At 31.2% G+C, this 20,432-nt stretch carries 16 protein-coding genes and 1 pseudogene; 6 read left to right on the forward strand and 11 right to left on the reverse strand.

What is annotated here, in order from left to right; all coding sequences use genetic code 11:
• Window positions 1-7 precede the first annotated feature (7 nt).
• Genes MOO46_RS04100 through MOO46_RS04110 form a run of 3 tightly spaced genes read right to left on the reverse strand, consistent with a single transcriptional unit; the run spans window position 8 to window position 3,804 of the window.
• Window positions 8-1,936: a S9 family peptidase gene (locus tag MOO46_RS04100; RefSeq protein ID WP_249510432.1), complete on the reverse strand. Its 1,929-nt coding sequence runs from the start codon at window positions 1,934-1,936 to the stop codon at window positions 8-10.
• 12 nt (window positions 1,937-1,948) lie between these two features.
• Window positions 1,949-2,704 carry a YibE/F family protein gene (locus tag MOO46_RS04105; RefSeq protein ID WP_249510433.1) on the reverse strand — a complete coding sequence of 252 codons (756 nt, stop codon included), beginning with the start codon at window positions 2,702-2,704 and terminating at the stop codon, window positions 1,949-1,951.
• The gene (locus tag MOO46_RS04110; protein WP_249510434.1) at window positions 2,701-3,804 is read right to left on the reverse strand and encodes a YibE/F family protein; all 1,104 of its coding nucleotides are present in this window, start codon (window positions 3,802-3,804) and stop codon (window positions 2,701-2,703) included. Before MOO46_RS04110 ends, MOO46_RS04105 begins: the two co-directional genes overlap by 4 nt.
• Before the next feature lie 239 nt (window positions 3,805-4,043).
• Here MOO46_RS04110 and MOO46_RS04115 point away from each other — a divergent pair, with 239 nt between their 5' ends.
• From MOO46_RS04115 to MOO46_RS04130, 4 genes are all read left to right on the forward strand, one after another.
• Window positions 4,044-5,243 (forward strand): quaternary amine ABC transporter ATP-binding protein, encoded by a 1,200-nt coding sequence (locus MOO46_RS04115; RefSeq protein ID WP_249510435.1) that lies wholly within the window; start codon window positions 4,044-4,046, stop codon window positions 5,241-5,243.
• On the forward strand, window positions 5,236-6,102 hold the full coding sequence (locus tag MOO46_RS04120; RefSeq protein ID WP_249510436.1) for an ABC transporter permease: 867 nt from the start codon (window positions 5,236-5,238) through the stop codon (window positions 6,100-6,102). Before MOO46_RS04115 ends, MOO46_RS04120 begins: the two co-directional genes overlap by 8 nt.
• Window positions 6,103-6,118: 16 nt before the next feature.
• Window positions 6,119-7,027, forward strand: a complete 909-nt coding sequence (locus MOO46_RS04125) for a glycine betaine ABC transporter substrate-binding protein (protein WP_249510437.1) — start codon at window positions 6,119-6,121, stop codon at window positions 7,025-7,027.
• Window positions 7,028-7,116: 89 nt separating this feature from the next.
• The gene (locus MOO46_RS04130; protein ID WP_249510438.1) at window positions 7,117-9,036 is read left to right on the forward strand and encodes a M13 family metallopeptidase; all 1,920 of its coding nucleotides are present in this window, start codon (window positions 7,117-7,119) and stop codon (window positions 9,034-9,036) included.
• Window positions 9,037-9,089: 53 nt separating this feature from the next.
• On the opposite strand, the gene MOO46_RS04135 is transcribed toward MOO46_RS04130, so the two are convergent.
• Window positions 9,090-10,445 carry an MFS transporter gene (locus tag MOO46_RS04135; RefSeq protein ID WP_249511697.1) on the reverse strand — a complete coding sequence of 452 codons (1,356 nt, stop codon included), beginning with the start codon at window positions 10,443-10,445 and terminating at the stop codon, window positions 9,090-9,092.
• Between the two features lie 144 nt (window positions 10,446-10,589).
• Window positions 10,590-11,483 carry an alpha/beta hydrolase gene (locus MOO46_RS04140; RefSeq protein WP_249510439.1) on the reverse strand — a complete coding sequence of 298 codons (894 nt, stop codon included), beginning with the start codon at window positions 11,481-11,483 and terminating at the stop codon, window positions 10,590-10,592.
• A 141-nt stretch (window positions 11,484-11,624) separates the two neighbouring features.
• On the opposite strand from MOO46_RS04140, the gene map reads away from it, so the two are divergent.
• The gene (map, locus tag MOO46_RS04145) at window positions 11,625-12,425 is read left to right on the forward strand and encodes a type I methionyl aminopeptidase (protein ID WP_249510440.1); all 801 of its coding nucleotides are present in this window, start codon (window positions 11,625-11,627) and stop codon (window positions 12,423-12,425) included.
• 44 nt (window positions 12,426-12,469) lie between these two features.
• Here map and MOO46_RS04150 read toward each other — a convergent pair whose 3' ends face one another.
• From MOO46_RS04150 to MOO46_RS04165, 4 genes and pseudogenes are all read right to left on the reverse strand, one after another.
• Window positions 12,470-13,405, reverse strand: coding sequence for a phosphoglycerate dehydrogenase (locus MOO46_RS04150; protein WP_249510441.1), 936 nt, complete (start codon window positions 13,403-13,405; stop codon window positions 12,470-12,472).
• 92 nt (window positions 13,406-13,497) lie between these two features.
• Entirely contained in the window at window positions 13,498-15,144 is a 1,647-nt protein-coding gene (locus MOO46_RS04155) for a BCCT family transporter (protein WP_449658085.1), read from the reverse strand.
• Window positions 15,145-15,330: 186 nt separating this feature from the next.
• Entirely contained in the window at window positions 15,331-15,882 is a 552-nt protein-coding gene (locus MOO46_RS04160) for a sugar O-acetyltransferase (RefSeq protein WP_249510443.1), read from the reverse strand.
• A gap of 214 nt (window positions 15,883-16,096) precedes the next feature.
• Window positions 16,097-16,750: pseudogene (locus tag MOO46_RS04165) on the reverse strand (ribonuclease H family protein); the annotation flags it as partial.
• Between the two features lie 338 nt (window positions 16,751-17,088).
• Between MOO46_RS04165 and thiD the strand changes: the two are divergent.
• Window positions 17,089-17,889, forward strand: a complete 801-nt coding sequence (gene thiD, locus MOO46_RS04170) for a bifunctional hydroxymethylpyrimidine kinase/phosphomethylpyrimidine kinase (RefSeq protein WP_249510444.1) — start codon at window positions 17,089-17,091, stop codon at window positions 17,887-17,889.
• A 43-nt stretch (window positions 17,890-17,932) separates the two neighbouring features.
• Here thiD and MOO46_RS04175 read toward each other — a convergent pair whose 3' ends face one another.
• Window positions 17,933-19,708, reverse strand: a complete 1,776-nt coding sequence (locus tag MOO46_RS04175; RefSeq protein WP_249510445.1) for an ABC transporter ATP-binding protein — start codon at window positions 19,706-19,708, stop codon at window positions 17,933-17,935.
• The gene (locus MOO46_RS04180; protein WP_249510446.1) at window positions 19,709-20,353 is read right to left on the reverse strand and encodes a hypothetical protein; all 645 of its coding nucleotides are present in this window, start codon (window positions 20,351-20,353) and stop codon (window positions 19,709-19,711) included.
• Window positions 20,354-20,432: the final 79 nt, after the last annotated feature.

Consider the following 20,432-nt stretch of genomic DNA (forward strand, 5'->3'; position numbering starts at 1 on the left):
TAAAAAACTAATTAACATGATTGTTAAACCAATTGTAAATGTCATTAATTCTTTGAACTCTCAAGTTAGGCAAACCATTTCTGGAAAATCCATGAAAAGATTGTGGGTACCTAATATAATCAGCCTCAATATCATTACGCTTAATCGCTTGAAATAAGGCTTCACTTTGATTTACAGGACAACGCATATCCCATTCACCATGTTGAATTCTGGTGGGTGTTTTAATATTTTTAGCGTATTTTAAGGGAGAAGCATCCCAATAAAAGTTAACCCCCTCATCATCCATATCTGCTCCTAACTCATTCCTGGAAAAACGAACTCCAATATCAGAAGTTCCATAAAATGAATGCCAATCGACAATTGGTCTTTGTACAATTGCAGCTTTAAATTTATCAGTATGAGAGATAATCCAACTAGCCATAAAGCCACCATAAGATCCCCCGGCTATAAAAATATTATCCTTATCTAAATTATCAAATTTTTTCATTGAATAATTCAATCCTGTAAGTATGTCAGAATAATCTTCTTTCCCAACTCTACCCATTGAAGCTTTTTCAAAAGTTTGACCATAGCTACTGGAGCCTCGTGGATTCATGAATAAAACTGCAAAACCATGACTAGCTAAATATTGAAATTCATAAAAAAAGCTATCGCCATAAGTTTCATGAGGTCCCCCATGAATATATAAAATAACTGGCACTTTTGTTTTGTTAGTTTCTGGAAATAAACACCAGCCATGTATATTAAATTTCTTATCTTCAGAAATTGTCGAAAAAGACTTTGGCAATACAAAATCATGCTTTTGCTCATACAATTTATTTGGATTATAAACTAATTGTTGTTTATCTTCTTTGATATTAAATAACAATAGTTTATTAGGAGAAGATTGTGAGGAAACACTTAATAATAACTGATTTTCATTTAAAATACTAAAATCATATATTTCAGTTTCATCATCATATATCTTTTTAATATCATCTTTGAAACCAAGATAAATTTGACTGCGACCATGAGAAGTAGCGTGAAATAAATAATAATCGTTATTTATCCATTTAACCCCTTTATTACTACGATTTTGAACAAAATCAGTTGCTAAGCCGCCATTATAACTAACTTCGATATCATCAATACAACTAGTTAAATTATTCATTTTTTCATCAATGAAATTATATACATATAAATCAAAAACGGTCCCACTACCATATTCATTATTATTACCAACTAGCAATGCGTTATTGTTGTCGGGAGCAAAAATGGCCTCATTAAAATTGCCATCGGTTGGCGTTATAAGATTTTCTTTCATACTAACTAAGTTTAACTTGTAAACTCTGGAAATGCTTTTATTAAGTGAATAGATATTTTGGCTAAACATTAGTGAGGTTCCATCTTGATTAATGTCTAAAATATTAAAATTGTGCTTCGTTGTTTTTAATATTTGAAAATCACCAGTAGCTACATCCATTTCGTATAGAATATAAACTGTTTGATGATCTTTCCAACCAAAGCCATCATTGCGATTATCTAAACAATTAATATATCGAACTTGTGGAAACTTTTTGGCTTCAAATTTAGGCTCAACTTTAGTCCTAGTTACTTTAAAAAATAGTTTTTGTTTATTTTTAGAAGATAATAAATCACTGACATTACCATTACTAGTTAATATTTTTTTATCGTGATTAGTTAATGATCTTCTCACCAGTTGCATATTACCATTAATTTTATTTAAATAATAAAGTTCATCATTAATTTTAATTGGCGATAAACTAAAAGATTCATCTGTAATTGGTGTTGAATTTAAATGGTTATCAAGATGATATATTTTTGCAGTATATGAATTTTCAAATTTATCTATTCCATTCTTCACAAAAAACTTGTCAGAGTTAAGTTGCGTTAGCGAATACAAGTCATAAATATCACCATCATTAATCTTCTTCATATAATCATCTTCCTATTTTTTATCTTTTCGCCATTTTTCAGCGATTACAATTGAAGTAATTGGAATAGTTAAAATAACTCCAATTAGAGAAAATAAAATTACAATAAATTGGGCATCAAAAACCTTATCATTCAAAATATCACCAAAAGAATAATTTAAACTATGAAACCACACAAAGAGCGATAACGAACCACCAAAAAGTCCAAAAAATAATGTGTTTAGTGTGGTCCCAATAATTTGTTTTCCAACGTAAATCCCATCAAACAATAAGCGACTAGGTTTTATTTCTGGATGTTGTTCCTTAATTTCATCCAATCCAGATGCAATCGCCATGGTTGCTTCAGCAATTGCACCTAATGTGCTTAAAATAGCTGTTGCAATTTCGATTTTTATAAAATTAATGCCAATTAAAATCGACATTCCTTCTAAATCATCACTATCTTCCAATCCAAATCCTTGAACTTGAGCCCAATGTTCAACTGGAACAATCAGCAAAACTAAAATGAACAACACTAAAATAGAAGCAAGAAAAGCTAAACTACTAGTACTATCATTAGTCCCACTTAAAAAAATAGTAAGTGCTAAAACAATTATTCCAGTAACTAAAGTCACAATTATTGGTGGAAAATGAAATGTAATTAAAACAATTGCGAAAAATAAAAAGCCAAAATTAAATAGCAAACTTAAAAACGACTCTAGTCCCTGTTTACCACCAACTAAAATCATTAATACAAATAAAACTAATCCCAAGACAACAATTGCACTCATTTTTTAGCCTCCTCAGCAATTAGACTAGTCAATGCGCTAGCAACTGGAATGGCTAACACAATACCAATTCCACTAATAAGACTTTGAACCATCCCAAGTGACATATTCATTGAGAAAGAATAACCCCAACTATTACCATTTTTTAAGAATAATAATGTCATTGCCAAAGTTTCACCCATAAAAATAAAAAATAAGACATTGATTAAAGGTCCCATAATCGATTTGCCAATATTACGACCTGATAAAAACAATTGTTTTTTAGAAATTTGTGGTCGCTCCATCTTTAAAGCAAATAAAGACGAAATAATGTCAGTTGATTCATCCATTACCGCTCCCAATGAACCAATAATTGTCGACGCTAAGAATAACGGTCTGGGTGGTTGAGTAACGTACTGCATTGATTCATAAAAAATACCTTTTTCATGCGTAAATTTAAATACAATCAAGCTTACGATAATCGATAAAGTAGTACATAAAACCGTAGAAACTAGAGTAACCAACATTTGCTTATTAATTCCAATGACCATCCACAATGTCACTGCCGAGAAAACAATTGATAATAAACTAAAAATCAAAAGAACATTATTTCCATTATTAAAACCATCTAAATAAATGGCCAGCATGAACAAAATTGTATTAACAATGATACTGCCTACTGCAGTTAATCCAGCAAATTTTAAGAAAATACATAACAATGCAATTACTAAATAAAGCAAAAATACAATCGGTACATCCCTTTTATAATCCTTAATTGTAGCGTTTAAGCTACAATTTTTATGTAATATTACAAATGCATGCTGACCCACAGAATATTTATGGTCCATTGCACCAGATTTAGTATAAGTATTATTTAAAGATATTTTTTCACCGTTATATTTTCCATTAACAATGGTTCCATAAATTTTTTGTTGGTAACTATAGTCTGTGTTTTGAAAACTATCACTATTTTTAGTGGTATTAACAACTTTTGCACTATCGACTCTTATGATCGGTTGATGATACAAGAAGTCGTCATGACTAACAAAAACCATTAATAATATTCCAAATAAAATGAATAAAGTAATCATCTTTAATGGAATTTTTTGTAAATTTTTTAGCATGCTTTTTTCATCTCATTTTTATTAGTTTGTACTACAATAAACGTAGATAGGATAATCTTAACATAGTTAATATAAAATACTAATAAAGTGCATAACTTTAAGTTATAGCAAGGCTTTTAGACCGTCAAATCAACTTTCAAAACACGTTATCATTTGACATCTAATGTAATTTTTTGTAATAATGTTGTTTATGCTTTTGCACTTATTTATAGTATCTATAATTTTTAAGGAGGAATTTTATGACCAAAAAAGTTGAAGTTAAACACCTCACTAAAATTTTCGGTCGTCATATTGGTCGCGCCCAAGAAATGATCAATAATGGAGAATCCAAAGATGAAGTTTTGGCTAAAACTAACAGCGTTGTTGGTGTTCATGATGCCAACTTTGATGTTAACGATAATGAAATCTTTGTTATTATGGGACTATCAGGAAGTGGTAAGTCTACATTGATTCGAATGCTTAATCGTTTGTATGAACCAACCAATGGTGAAATTATTTTGGATGGTCAAAACGTTACCGATTTCGACAAAAAACAATTACGTGAATTCAGACGTAAGAAAATGAGTATGGTTTTCCAAAACTTTGCATTATTCCCTAACCGCACTATATTGGATAATGCAGCTTATGGTTTAGAAATCCAAGGTGTTGATAAAGAAACTCGTAACAAAAAGGCTCATGAATGTCTAGAACTAGTTGGACTACATGGTTATGATGATCGTTACCCTAACGAATTATCAGGAGGTCAACAACAACGTGTTGGTCTAGCTCGTGGTTTAGCTAACGATCCAGAAATTCTACTAATGGATGAAGCTTTCTCTGCATTGGATCCACTTAATAGAAAAGAAATGCAAGATGAATTACTTGAACTACAATCACATTTAAAGAAAACTATCATTTTCATTTCACATGATTTAAATGAAGCTTTACGTATCGGTGATCGTATTATGATTATGCGTGATGGTGAAATCGTTCAAATCGGTGGACCTGAAGATATTCTACAACATCCTAAAAATGAATATGTTGAAAAATTCATTGAAGGTGTTGATCGTACTAAGATCCTTACCGCTAGCCGTGTAATGATTCGCCCTAACGTTGTAAATATTGAAAAGGATGGTCCAAGAACTGCATTGAGATTAATGCAACACAATGAAATTTCAAGTGCTTATGTTGTTGATTCTAACCATCACTTCAAAGGTTTAGTTGATGCTAAAGGCGTTATTAACTTAATCGAAAATGATAAACGTGATTTAAATGAAATTTTAAATACAAACGTTCCAACTACATCTCCTGATACTCCTATCAAGTCAATCTTGACTGATATTTCTAAGACTTCCGTTCCTTTCTCAGTTATTGATAAAGAAGGTCGTCTATTAGGAATTATCTTAAGAAGTTCTGTACTTGAAGCAATTTCTGGAAATGAGGTGGCTAATAATGGCTAATTTATTCGCTTTAAATATGACACAAATTCCTTTAGCCGATTGGATTAATAAGTTTGTTAACTGGTTAACTCAATTTGTTGGCTTCTTTAATGGAATCACTAACTTTATTGGTGGAATTATTAATGGTTTCCAAGCTGTTTTCGATATCTTACCAATTTGGCTATTTATTATTTTAGTTCTTGGTATTACCTACTGGGCTCTTCATGATAGCAAGCACTGGGGATTAATGCTTTTTGAACTATTAGGTTTATTATTAATTTGGAACCAAGGTTACTGGCGTGATATGACACAAACTTTAACTTTAGTTTTAACTTCGAGTTTAATTATTGTTATCATTGGAATTCCTTTAGGTATCTGGATGGCTAAAAGTAGTACAGTTAACTTAATTGTTAAACCAATTTTAGACTTTATGCAAACAATGCCAGCCTTTGTTTACCTAATTCCAGCTGTATCACTATTCGGAATTGGAATGGTTCCTGGTGTTATTGCATCAGTTATTTTCTCACTACCTCCAGTGGTTAGAATGACTGCTTTAGGGATTCAACAAGTTCCTGAAGACTTAGTTGAAGCTGCTGATTCATTTGGTTCAACTAGTTGGCAAAAGCTAATGAAAGTTGAATTACCAATTGCTAAAAGTACATTAATGTCTGGTGTAAACCAAGGTATGATGTTAGCCCTATCAATGGTAGTTATTGCTTCTATGATTGGTGCTACTGGTCTAGGTGCTCAAGTTTACTTCGCTGTTGGTAGAAACAATGCTGGATCTGGATTTGCTGCTGGTTTCGCAATCGTTATCTTAGCAATTATCTTAGACCGTATCACACAAGCATTTAACAAAAGCAAAAGTAGTTCAAAATAGTTAAAGGAGGATTTTAATGAGAAAGAGATTTAAATTTGTTCTTGGAACTTTATCCATGTTCCTACTTGCGACAGTCTTAACTGCCTGCAGTAGTGCAACTTCACCTTATAATTCTCATAAGAAGTTAGGACCTCAAATCAACTATACAATTACTGGAATTGATGCTGGTGCTGGTATTATGGCTTCCACTCAAAAAGCATTAAGTGAATATCCATTAGCACAAAATAAGTGGCAACTACAAACTAGTTCTACTGCCGCAATGACAAGTACACTAGGTAAAGCTATCAAGTACAAGCAACCAATTGTTGTAACTGGATGGCAACCACACTGGATGTTCAAAAAATTCCCTATTAAGTTCTTAAAAGATCCTAAGAATGTATATGGTAAATCTGAACAAATTCATACAATTGCAAGAGAAGGATTAAAGAAAGATAATCCTGGTGCTTATCAATTGCTAAAACAATTCCACTGGACACCTGCTCAAATGTCTGACGTTATGTTACAAACTAACGATGGTGTTGATCCTAAAAAAGCTGCTGATGATTTCATTAATAAGAATCCAAAATTAGTTGCTGAATGGACTAAAGGTGTTCCAAAAGGTAATGGTAAGCCTATCAAATTAACTTATGTTGCTTGGGATTCAGAAATTGCATCAACAAATGTTATGGCTGAATTACTAAACAAGATGGGATATAAAGCGACAATTCAAGCACTAGAAATGCAACCAATGTTTGCTTCAATTGCTACTAATGCAGCTGATGCTTCATTGGCCGCATGGTTACCTAACACTGCTGGCCTTTATATGAAACAATATAAGGGTAAAATTGACGATGTTACTACCAATCTAAATGGTGCTAAAGTTGGTTTAGCAGTTCCAAAATATATGAAAAATATTAATTCAATCGACGATTTAATTAATAAGTAGTCATCCAAAAGCTATTCACTTAACTTGTGAATAGCTTTTTTGTATATTATAGTTTATCCTAGAGTGAACTTATAAAATGAGGTGTTTAAATGAAGAATAGTGAATTTAAAGATTCAGAAATTAAAGATAATTTTTATAAAGCCGTAAATGGTGAATGGATTAAGAATGCTACCATTCCCAATGATCATTCATCTACTGGTGGTTTCATGGACTTAGTAGATAATATCGATAAAACATTAATGAATGATTTTGATGCATTAAAATCAGGTAAAATGAAGCCTCAAAACGATGATATGGTTGAATTTAAAAAACTATATGATTTAGCTACTGACTTTGACAAACGTGAATCAGATGGTGCTAAACCTATTCAACCACTATTAAAGAAAATTGAAAATATTCAATCATTCGATGATTTAAATAAAAAACTAAGTGATTGGACTTTGGATGGTCTTCCACTTCCATTTAATTTTGGCATTGAAGCTGATATGAAGAATGCTAAATATAATGCATTATATGCAAGTGGTGCCGGCACTTTCTTACCAGACAAAACTTACTATGACAAAGAAAATCCAGCTGGCGCAAAATTAATGCCGGTATTTAAAAAGATGTCACAAAAGTTGTTAGTAATGGCTGGTTATAAAGATGCGCAAGCTAAAAATATCGTGGACTCAGCGGAACAATTCGATCGTTTGATTGCCCCAAATGTTAAATCAGCAGAAGAAAGTGCTGACTTCACTAAAATGTACAATCCAATGTCATTTGATGATTTAGCAGCTAAATCTAATAAATTTGATTTGATCACTTATATAAAAGGATTAATTGGTCAAGAACCTAATCAAGTAATTGTATCCGAACCAGAATACTTTGAAGCTTTCAATAAGATTGTTAATGATGATACTTTTGCAATGATGAAAAATTGGATGCTAGTTAAAACTATAAATGGATCAACTAGTATTTTGACAGAAGAATTCCGTCAAGTCGGTGGTGAATTTTCCAGAACACTATCTGGTAAAAAAGAAGCTGTTAAAAAAGAAAAAGCAGCATATTACTTAGCTGCTGGAACTTTTGACCAAGTTATTGGTGATTACTACGGTCATAAATATTTTGGTGAAAAAGCTAAACAAGATGTTCATGATATGGTTGTTAAAATGATCAACGTTTACGAAAAACGTCTAAGCAACAATGACTGGTTAAGCGAAGATACTAAGAAAATGGCAATTAAGAAATTAAATGCACTATCAATTCACGTTGGATTTCCAGATAAGATTGACCCACTATTTAACCAATTTAAAGTAACTGGTAAAGAAGATGGTAATTTATTCACAAACATTCATAATATTGGCAAATTAGTCATTAAGGATGAATTTAGTAAATGGAACCAACCAGTTGATAAGAGTCTATGGGATATGAGTGCTAATACTGTTAACGCTTACTACTCACCACTAGAAAATGTGATTGTCTTCCCTGCCGCTATCTTACAAGCACCATTTTATAGTTTGAAACAATCATCAAGTGAAAACTTTGGTGGTATTGGTGCAGTAATTGCCCATGAAATTTCACATGCTTTCGATAATAATGGTTGTCAATTTGATGAAGATGGTAACTTAAACAATTGGTGGACTAAAGAAGATCATAAACACTTTGATACATTAGCTCAAAGTATGATTAAAGAATTCGATGGCATGCCATTTGCTGGACAAAAAGTTAATGGTAAATTAACCGTTTCTGAAAATATTGCTGATGCTGGTGGATTAAGTTGTGCTGAAGAAGCTGCTAAAGGTGAAGAAGATTGTAATTTACGTGACTTCTTCATTAACTGGGCTAAGATTTGGCGGACTAAGTCAACTGAACAATTCAAACAATTATTATTATCAATTGATGTTCATGCTCCTTCAGAATTAAGAGCACAAGTTCAAGTTAAAAACTTAGACGACTTCTATACTACTTTTGATGTTAAACCTGATGATGGTATGTACATGAAACCTGCAGATCGAGTAAATATTTGGTAATTAAGATATAAAAATAGAGCTGTCCGTTAATGGATAGCTCTATTTATTTTTTACTATTTTATTTTGGTTTGTTTAGTATTTTTAAGCATTAAAGCCATCACTAAGCCAATGATTTCAATCACGAAAAATGTAATAAATACTACGTGGTATCCACTTTGTTGTGCTAATGAGTGACTCATTCCTCTGGAAACATTGTCAGTCATTACATTAGATAAAATCAACGTAGCCACTAATACACCTGTGGATCCTAAAATTTGTCTAAAGGTACTAACAACAGCAGTCCCATCAGAAATTAAATCTTTAGGTAGTGAATTAGCTCCCATTGTTACAGCTGGCATCATAACAAAGGCATTTCCACCTTCAATTAATGCGGCTAAGATCATCATCGGAACTAAACTAATGCTTGCTCCAACAATACTTAGCGTTCCCCAGCCAACTAGAATCATCGTCATTCCAATTAACATTACTAGTTTAAAGCCAATTTTATCAGCTAATTTACCAGTAATTGGATTTAATAAGCTTAATAAAATCGCTCCAGGAGCTAATGCTAAACCAGAAATAGTTTTAGAGACCCCCAAAACATTTTGATAATATAGTGGGAAAATAACCGTTACAACAATCAAAGCAATATAAGATGCTCCCGTTAATCCGATCGATAAATCATAATTAAAATTCTTTAAAACTCTTAATTGGAGTAATGGCTGTTTAATTGTAAATTGACGAATTACAAAAACTACAATCATCAAAATACTTACTAATAAAATAACTATCGCTAAAGTAAAATCAATGTTAGCTTTACCAATCATATTTACAACATACAATATCCCAATTAAGCCAAATGACATAATAACTGAAGTAATATCTAAATGACTTTCTTTTTGTGGCATGACATCTTTAATTGCAAATAATGAAATAACAAATAAAGCACTAATTATAATCATGAATACGATGAATAATCCACGCCATGCAGAAAAATGAAGCACAATGGCCGAAAGAATTGGTCCACAAGCAAGTGCAGATCCCATAATCAATCCTGCATACCCCATTGTAGACCCACGTTTTTCTTCTGGAGTAATGTAAAGTAATACAGATTGATAAGATGGGAATAAGATTCCGACTGCAACAGCTTCCATTGCTCTACCTAGCATCATGATGCCAAAGTTAGGGGCAATCACAACAATCAAAGTTCCAATATCAAAAATAGCTAAAATCATTAAAAATAATTGCTTAAACTTAATATTATTAAGTAACCAAGGACTAACCGGCATCATCACGCACATAATTAACATAAAACCGGTTGTTAACCATTGAACTGTCGAGGCATCAATTCCAAAAAATTGCATTAGAGTTGGATATGCTGTTGAAATTGATGATTGACTAATTGACATAGTAAAACTACCTAACAACATTATGAAAACAAATAAAAATCGATTATATGGTTTACCATTCAAATCATAGCTTTTCACAAATTTCACCTTCCAGTTTAGAATAATTATAAAATAATAACTATATTAATTCTATACCAAAAATAAAATAAGTAAAATATCTTGTCTTTAATTTCGGTCAAATAAAAAACGTGCAATGATATGATCAACAGCAATATTGTTATGCAACCTACTGTGTTCACCATTCATCCCATAAATTGGAATTTCTTGATAATCGCTTACCCTTTTTGAAACTAAGTATTTAAGCGACTTAGCAGAAGCTGTTGAAACAATGCCATCAGAATTAGTATTACTACTGTCGTTTCCATAAATATTTAGAATTTGAACATTTTTTGGAAAATCTTTACAGTCATTTAATAATGAAGTATAAGCTGGATACCATTTATTAGATGGATACATAATATTAGGTTTACCATTACTATTTACATAATTTCGATTTGGTCGATCATTAATTGTTAGTAATCCATCATAAGGTCCAGCAATTGAAACAAACTTTTGCAATTTAGGCATTGATTCATCCTTATTGTGCTTAGCAACGACTTCTAAAATTGACAATGCCCCTGTTGAATGCCCCACGGCATTGTAATAATTGAATCCATAATGGTCTTTTAAATGTTTTAAAATTTCATGAAGCCATTTAGTTTGTTGTTTAACTGGCGTAAATTTCTTTTTAAATATAACCTGAATAATTGGTTTGCTAGTTTGTAAATTTAAATTACCCTTGTAATTGATATTACCATCTTTATCTACAAATACCACCAATGCACGATGACCACCGTCACGACTGGCAATTGTAGCTAGATGATTAGTCGATTTATTAGAGCCTCGCATCCCATGGACATAAAGAGTTGGCGTATTATATCCACCACCAAATCCTAAACCACCTGAAGAGGCATTATTTTTGATAATATGATCACTTCTAATTGCAAAAAACACTGCAAAAAAAGCAACAAAAACGGTAATAATGATTAAGATAACATTAGTTCTTGCTGTTTTACTCAAAAGAAAACTCCTCCTTTTCTTCTATTATCATGATACTAGAATTTTAAAAAATGTACATTATTTATTATAATTAGCCAAATAGAGTTAAATGTAGTAGATTAGAGATATAGTTTAATTATATAAACAAAAGGAGAAATTATTTTGATTACACTAAAATCACCAAGAGAAATCGAAATGATGGCTAAATCAGGTGCTGTTTTAGCTGGTGTTCACAAAGGATTAAGAAAGATGATTAAGCCAGGTTTAGATACTTGGGATATCGAAGAATTCGCTAATAAATATATTACAGAACATGGTGCTACTCCTTCTGAAAAAGGATTTGATGGCTACAAATTTGCTACTTGTATCTCTATCAATGATGAAGTGGCTCATGGAATTCCACGTAAAGGTCTACTATTAAAAGAAGGCGACGTCTTAAAAGTAGATATGACTGTTAATAAAGATGGCTTTGAAAGTGACTCCTGCTGGACATATAAAGTTGGTAAAATGGCGGCAGAAGACGAAAAATTAATGAAAGTATGTCATGATGCATTATATCGTGGTATTGATCAAGCTGTTATTGGTAATCGTTTAGGTGATATTGGTTTTGCTTGCCAAGATTATATCGAAAATCAAAATCATATGGGTGATGTTCGTGAACTAATCGGTCACGGAATTCAACCTACAATGCATGAAAAACCAAATGTTCCTGCATATGGTGAAAAAGGTCAAGGTCTTCGTCTAAAAGAAGGTATGACTATTACCATTGAACCAATGGTTAATCTCGGAACTTGGGAAATTACTGATCGTTATGACAAAAAAGATGATTGGACTTACTATGTTTCTTCTGACGGAACTAACTCAGCTCAATATGAACATACTATCGCCATCACTAAAGATGGTCCTAAAATTTTAACCTCACAAGATGATGATATTGATGAAAAATATAAACTAAAATTCTAATCAAAAAAGCTTCGTTAACCATTTAGTTAACGAAGCTTTTTATTTTATAGACCATTAACACAATGATCTGGTTTTTCACCATTCAAGACTTTTGTAATTTCACTAACATCCATTTCGGCTATTTTAGTAAAAGATTCAACTGAATTACTTGCACTATGTGGAGTAATAAAGACATTATCAAGTTTTCTTAATTCATCATCCATTGGCAATGGTTCGTTTTCATAAACATCTAAACCAGCACCTGCAATTTCACCTTGTTTTAAGGCAGCTACTAAATCAGCTTGATTAATGACTGCCCCACGAGCAAAGTTAATAATGTGAGCTGTATTTTTCATCATTTTAAAGGAATCTTTATTAATTGAACCAATCGTTCCTTTTACAGCTGGTAAATGAAGACTAACATAGTCTGACTTCTTTAATAATTCATCCCATTCAACAAACTTACCATATGGTGATTCTTTTTTACTCCGATTCCAAATTAATATATTCACACCAAAACTAGATAATAGTTTAGCAACGTAATGTCCAATATTCCCGTAACCAATAATTCCAACGGTTTTATCTCTTAAATCATGGGAAGGATTATCAAAAGCATAATCATTATCGCCATTACGCATATGCTTAGAAACATTATATAAGTCTTTTGACATTAACAAAATATCAGCAACAGTATTTTCAGCAACTGATACTTCATTACCAGCTGGAGTATTGGTTACATAGATTCCCTTTTCTTTAGCATGTTCTAAATCAACGTTGTTATAACCAACGCCAAAGCGAGATATCACTTTTAGATTAGGCATTTGATCGATAATGTCCTTAGATAAAGGGGATGTGTTAACAACAATACCATCAGCATCTTTATGTTCTAGCAATGAATTTTTTTGCTCACTATTTAGTGAAATAACTTCAAAACCTCGTTCTTCAAATCTAGGTTTTAAATATTTTTCAAATTCTTTAGGAATGATAACTTTTTCAGCCATACTGACACCTCTAATTATTATTTTATATAAATATTATCACAAAAACAAAAAGACTACTTATTAAATCGCTTAATTAAGTAGTCTTTTTAAGATTATTTTTTCTTATTAATTGTGTTTTTGGGCCATAAAATTAATTTACCCTTAATAGCACTTTTTCTTTCAACCGTAGCAGCTTTTTTCCTTCGACGACGGTTAACAAAACTATTAGTTTTAATAATTGATTTATCTTCTCTAATCATCTTAAATACTGAAATAATGATTAATACACATACAAACATCAATGGGAAACCAGCTAATGTACAGAACGTTTGAACTGTCTCAAAACCACCAACTAACACTAAACTAAATGAAAAGATAATGAATACGACTACCCAAGTCATTCTATTTAATCGACTAGGTTCTTGACCAGGTTTTAAAGGTAAGCTAGTAAATGATGAAAGTACAAATGCTGAAGATGAAATAGTTGTTGCCAAGAATACAAAACAAGATAAGAAATAGATAGCAAACATTAAATACTTCATTGGTAATGAGCCAACAACTGCTGAAATAACAGCTGCCTGGCCTTGTGTATTCAATATATGAACTAGATCAATAGTTCCAGTCTTTTGCAACCATAAAGAGTAACCACCTAAAATTGCATAAAAACTCATACAGCCTAAAGCACCATAAGTAAGCATTCCTACTAACACTTGACGAATAGTACGTCCACGAGATAATTTGGCAATAAATAATCCCATAAAAGGCATGTATGATAGCCACCAACCCCAATAGAAGATTGTTTCTTGTTGTTCAATACTAGGATTACCGTTAGGAACAGTATTCAAACTCATTGGAATGAACTTTTGAATTAATACTCCAACACTATTTGTTTCAGATTTAAGAATATAAACAGTTGGGCCCAAAATAAGGACAATTGCTAAAAAGATAATAGCTGTCCAAATATGAGCATTACTTAACTTATCAATTCCACCATTAAGCCCCTTAAATACAGCAGCAGAGAAAATAACAAATAGAACTAAGAAAAGTCCAATTTTCATCATTAAATTATCTGGTAGTCCGGTTAAAGAACTTAATACATTGGAAATAATAGGAATTTCTAGTCCAACAGAAGCTCCAACACCACCCATGATTCCAAATACAACTAAAATATTTACAATCTTTTTAGTGATATTCTTCCATAATGAATCACCATCTAAAATGGTAATTGCATCACTTAATGATTGAATTTTGCGTTTTTTATTATACATCATATAGCCAATTGCAATCGTAGGTGCTCCAAACATTAACCATGCCATTGGACCCCAATCATATTGGCCATACATATGTGCTAAGTTATATGCAGATTCAGAAAATGGCTTTACTCCACCTTCTGGACTTTGAACATATCTTAATGGATCAACCATACTCAACATTAAAATACTTGCATCAATTGCTGTCGCAAAAACCATGCTTCCCCACTGGAAGTTACTGTAAGCAGGTTTTTCATCAACATCCCCTAATCGGATATTTCCATATTTAGAAAAAATAAGATATCCAAAGAAAAGAAAGTTAATTATGTAAATCCACATGTATCCCCATCCCATATTGCCAGTTATCCAGCTTAGGACAATGTTCAACACTCCTTGAAGGGAAGATCCACCAATCATTAAGAAGATAGAAACCCCAAAGAATAAAATTACAGTAGGAATAAAGACTAGTTTGTCAATATTTTTACTTTTAAAAATAATAATCCTCCTCATAATATTCATGATATTTATAAACCATTTTACGCAAAAAGCTGCCAAAAAGAGATTCGTATATAACGAATAACTATTTGCACAGCTTTGCTAAGGTTATACAAAATAAGTTAATTATTTTTACATATCAATTATATTATACACAAATAATCACATATGTAAAATGCCCGAAAATAGGCGTTTTGTAGTTTATTTTACCGTTTTAATTACTCGTGCAGGATTGCCAACTAAGACAACATTATCACCAAATGATTTGGTAACAACTGAACCAGCACCGACAACAACATTTTCACCTAAAGTTACACCAGGTAAAACTGTCACATGACCGCCAAGCCAACAATTGTTCCCAATTGTAATAGGCTTACCTGATTCGACATCGGCTTTTCTTTCGTCTGGATTGATTGGATGGACTGGCGTATATAAACCAACATCAGGTCCAAAATAACAATTGTCACCAATCGTGATTGGGCAAGTATCCAACAAGGTTAAATGATAATTACCATAAAATGAGTCTCCAATATGAATATTATATCCATAATCAAATTCTAAACCATCTTCAATCCACAAACTTTTACCACAGTCACCAAAGAGCTGCTTTATAAGATCATTTTGTTTGCTATTATCGTCTAGATTGTTAATCAATTTTAATTGTTTACGAATATAACGACGACGAGCTTGTAAGTCTTCATCAAATTGTTTATAAGGTTCACCATCAGTCATCTTTTGTCGTTCAGTTTTCATTAATTATCCCGCTTTCATATATTTAAAATTAATTATATCACAATAACAAAATTAACTAAAAAAGGTTCATATTTTTTAAGTTTTCTTCTATATTTTTAATCGAACTTTGCTTATCAATATAGTTATTATCTTGTGCTGAAGAAGAATCTTGATTAATATTATGTTCTATAGTTACTTTATTTTTAATTTTAGGCTTATTAAACTGCTGACCTTCTAGTTTATCCATTGTTTTATTTAAAAGATCATCAACATAGTTATTACCACTATTATTAGCATGTCCTTTGGTCCAATAAAAATGCAGGCTTGAAAATTTGGGTAATAACTCTGCTAGCTGCATAAATTCGACTTTGTTTTTGATTGTTTTACCATCACTTTTTTTCCAACCGCGACGTTTCCATCCCCAAAGCCATTTTTTATTGATTGAGTCTAAAACATACTTAGAATCCAAAATCGCATCAACAGATAATTTATTTAGATTATTTTTAACTAAATAGTCTAATGCATTAACTAGTCCTAAAACTTCCATCTTGTTATTAGTAGCACCAAATTCACCAGCAGAATCAGAATGTTTATTGCCATGTTGATTAATTAAATAGGCCCAAGCTGCTGGATCATTATTTTTTACATGCTGACCTAATTTATTGCCATGATTTCTAGAACCACCATCCGTAAAAATTTTAATACTAGCAGGTGTTGGTTTCTTAGTAAGTTTTACACCAATAAATTCTTTGGCATCTTTTTCAGTTGCAAAGCCTTTAAATTGGGCTCCCGAAAAGCCAATAACTTGTTTTTGGGTCTCTGCCCAAGTTGTATATATTCCAGGATGCTTGCCTTTTCTAACTGCATAATATTTTTTAGATTTAGCCATCAAAGATCCTCCCATCATACAAAAAAAGACTCAGTTAAAACTGAGTCCTAAAAATTACTTAGCTGATGACTTCAAGAATTTTCTTAAGTCAGCTACTTCTTTTTGTTTTTTATTACGTTTATTAGTGTTAATTGGACGACGTCCTTGAACACCGTTTGGATGACAAGCTCTCATGTAAATTACTCCTTTATCTAAAAACTTAACTCATGTCATTATAATACATACATGACACTTAACGCAAATTAGACTTAATCAAATAATATTATATATATAATGAATAATTTTTTCAAGTTTATGTTAGAATGTTATTAATTTAAATATCAGGGGTGTGTATATTTATGGTAAATGAATTTCCACAAGCTTTAACAATTGCAGGTTCAGACAGCGATGGTAGTGCTGGTATGCAAGCTGATTTGCATACTTTCTTTGTAAGAAAAACTTATGGAACATCAGTCATCACAGCATGTGTTGCTGGTAATTCATATGGAATTCATGATAGCGTCACAATGCCTGAAAGATTTATCAATCAAGAATTTAAAGATTTGGCTGATGATTTTAAAATCAAAGCTGCTAAAACTGGAATGCTAGATGATACTAATATGATTAAATTAGTTGTTGAAAATTATAAAAAATATGATTTTGGTCCACTAGTTGTCGATCCAGTAATCGTTACCAAACATGGTAACATGTTATTAAAAGAAGATGCATTGGCTACATTAATCGAAAAACTAGTGCCATTGGCAACTGTTATTACACCTAACTTCTATGAAGCTGAAAAATTAACCAATAAAGAGATTAAGTCTGATAAAGATATAAAACAAGCTGCACAAGCATTAATTAAAATGGGCGCCAAAAATGTAATTATTAAAGGCAAACACATTGCTGGTGAAACTAAACAAGTAAAAGATTACGTACTGTTAGAGTCTGGCAAAGATTTTTGGATTGACGGCCCTTACTATGATACTACCCATAAAAATGGTACTGGTGATTCACTATCTGCTGCCATTACCGCTGAAATTGCTAAAGGAACATCGATTGAAGATTCAATTAGAATTGCTGATGATTATGTAGATAAAGCCATTAAAAATGGTATCGAAGTTGGTCACAAATTTGGTCCTATTAATCATTGGGCAGAATAGATAACACAAATAATAAAGGTCTCTTTTTCGGGAGACCTTTTTTCTATTCAAATGATTTCGCCTGCAAATTATACAAATCTGCATAATATTTATTATTTTTCATAAGTTTGTCATGACTATCAAAACCAACAATTTTTCCAGATTTCAAAACTAATACCTCATCTGCTAACTTAACAGCTGACATTCTGTGAGTAATAAAGAAAACTGTTTTATTCTCTGTCATTTTGATAAAACTTTGATAAATATTAAATTCACTTCTAGGATCTAATGAAGCTGTGGGTTCATCTAAAATAATTATCTTAGAATCAGCCATAAAAGCTCTTGAAATTGCTAACTTTTGCCATTGCCCACCTGACAGATCAATTCCATTATCAAATTGTTTTCCTAACATTGTATTTAATGATAAATTTTTATTTTTAAAAGTTTCATAAAAATTACCATCCTGCATCGCATTAATAATTGATTGTTTATCATTCAATTTTCTAATATTACCTAGTCCAACTGAATCCTTAATTGGTAAATAGAATTTTGAATAATCTTGGAAAACAGCACTTAAATTTTTACGATAATCATCAATATTCATTTTGTTAATGTCTTTATTATTAATTTTAATATTCCCTTTAACAGGATCATAAAACCGCATTAATAATTTAACTAATGTTGATTTACCAGAACCATTTTCACCAACAATTGCGATTCTTTCACCTGATTTAACATTAAATGAAACGTCATTTAACGCTAGTTCATTTTGACCAGGATAACTAAATGATAAATGATTATAATCAATAGATTTAAAATCATTTGGAAAAGCCAAAGTTCCTGAATAATCATTTTGTTCTTTAATGTTCATAAAATTAAAGTATTTTTTCATGTATAGTAACGTATCATACAAAAGGCTAGAATTTTCAATTAAAGCATAAACACTAGCAGTAGTTGCTGTTAAAGTTGAAACAAAGACTAGAAAGCTTCCTGCAGAAATTTCATTATTTCTTATTTTTTGAATGATCCAAACTAGGCTAAAAACACTTAAGAATGCACTAATTAATAAAAAAATTAATGAATTCCACATTTGAGTTAAGCGAACCTTTTTCATTTTACTATGCATTTTTTGATAAACATTATGATATGAATCAATGAAAAAGTTAAAGAGTCCAAATAATCTAACCTCTTTTGCATCCTTTTGGGTTAACAGAGTTTCACTATAGTATTGAATTTTTCGTGCATCAGGACTTCTTGTTACCATAGTTTCAAAAGAATTTTGTTGAATATGATAACTAATAATACTTTGAGGAATAATTGATAACAATAAAATAAATGCAATAAAAATACTATAATTTGATAAAAGAATCATCATTGATAAAATCGTAATAATCTCTCTAACCATGCTAATACCAAATACAATTAAATTAACTGGGCGCCACGAAGCTTCAGAGCTAACTAATTGTAAATTATCGTAAAAATCTGCATTTTCAAATAGATTCAGGCCCTTAATATCTGCAGATTTTTTCATTAATTTAATATTAACAAAAGCGATTAACTTATCAGTTAAAATACCCTGAAGTGATGTATTAATCGGAATTGTAGCAACCGATACAAAAAATGCAATTCCCCAAAATACAATCAATTCATTTGAAAAATTATGATGAAGCAATCCATCCATCATAACTTGAGAAATTTTAATTAAAATTGAAGGAATCAAAGCTTGAATTGGAATTAAAATTAATAAAATAGAACTAGTGACTTTGGCAGCCTGCCAAAACAGCTTAAAGCTTTGCCAAAATATTTTTACATAATTAATTAACTTACTGATAAATATCATCTACTTCCAATTTACAGGTGAAACCCATTCTTTATATATATAATTTATTTCTTGATTATTCAAAGATTTTTTTAAACTTATATTGTACCTTTCCCTCATGTTTAAATCATCGTTAAATGAAAGTAACAGTTTATTAAATGATGGAACTTTACATATTTCAAAGCTTAGTCCTTTTTCATCATATTCCATGACTTCTATAGAATCTTCCAAAGAATAATAGCAATCTTCATGATCATTTACCTTAACAATTAATGCATTTATAGGCCTGCTAGGCATATAGCAACTTGTTCTATATTTACCGCCATCAGTTATTCTTTTAGATCTTAACGTATTTATATAAACATTACCATAATATATAGGAACTTCTCCCTCAAATGTATTCTGAATAGAAAATGAAGAATTACAACCTAATCTATATATTGATCCAGTACTTGATCTAATTTCGATTCTAGAGTTATTATCAGTTCTAATTTCATAATTCAATCCAAGAATAGTTCCTGGATTAATATATTCAGCATTACCATCAGGATCAATAGAAATAACGCTTCCAGAAGAAGCATAAGTTAAAACAAAATTACAAGTTTTAGGTAAATCACTTTGTGAATTTAATTGATATTCATGTGAATCAAATAGCGTACTTTTCATAATAAACCACTCCTAAATCGTATTAATTAACTAATGTTAATTGATATAATTATAAATCCAAATGAAAAAAAAGCAAGCA

This window comes from Apilactobacillus apisilvae (assembly GCF_023380225.1).
Classification (GTDB): Bacteria; Bacillota; Bacilli; order Lactobacillales; family Lactobacillaceae; genus Apilactobacillus; species Apilactobacillus apisilvae.

Coding starts and splice junctions, on each gene's coding strand:
- MOO46_RS04180 (WP_249510446.1), bottom strand. CDS start 20,353: ATGAAAAGTACGCTATTTGATTCACATGAATATCAATTAAATTCACAA.
- MOO46_RS04135 (WP_249511697.1), bottom strand. CDS start 10,445: ATGTTGTTAGGTAGTTTTACTATGTCAATTAGTCAATCATCAATTTCA.
- MOO46_RS04115 (WP_249510435.1), top strand. CDS start 4,044: ATGACCAAAAAAGTTGAAGTTAAACACCTCACTAAAATTTTCGGTCGT.
- MOO46_RS04160 (WP_249510443.1), bottom strand. CDS start 15,882: ATGAAAACTGAACGACAAAAGATGACTGATGGTGAACCTTATAAACAA.
- MOO46_RS04130 (WP_249510438.1), top strand. CDS start 7,117: ATGAAGAATAGTGAATTTAAAGATTCAGAAATTAAAGATAATTTTTAT.
- MOO46_RS04155 (WP_449658085.1), bottom strand. CDS start 15,144: ATGAGGAGGATTATTATTTTTAAAAGTAAAAATATTGACAAACTAGTC.
- MOO46_RS04110 (WP_249510434.1), bottom strand. CDS start 3,804: ATGCTAAAAAATTTACAAAAAATTCCATTAAAGATGATTACTTTATTC.
- MOO46_RS04100 (WP_249510432.1), bottom strand. CDS start 1,936: ATGAAGAAGATTAATGATGGTGATATTTATGACTTGTATTCGCTAACG.
- MOO46_RS04105 (WP_249510433.1), bottom strand. CDS start 2,704: ATGAGTGCAATTGTTGTCTTGGGATTAGTTTTATTTGTATTAATGATT.
- MOO46_RS04125 (WP_249510437.1), top strand. CDS start 6,119: ATGAGAAAGAGATTTAAATTTGTTCTTGGAACTTTATCCATGTTCCTA.
- MOO46_RS04120 (WP_249510436.1), top strand. CDS start 5,236: ATGGCTAATTTATTCGCTTTAAATATGACACAAATTCCTTTAGCCGAT.
- MOO46_RS04150 (WP_249510441.1), bottom strand. CDS start 13,405: ATGGCTGAAAAAGTTATCATTCCTAAAGAATTTGAAAAATATTTAAAA.
- MOO46_RS04175 (WP_249510445.1), bottom strand. CDS start 19,708: ATGATATTTATCAGTAAGTTAATTAATTATGTAAAAATATTTTGGCAA.
- thiD (WP_249510444.1), top strand. CDS start 17,089: ATGGTAAATGAATTTCCACAAGCTTTAACAATTGCAGGTTCAGACAGC.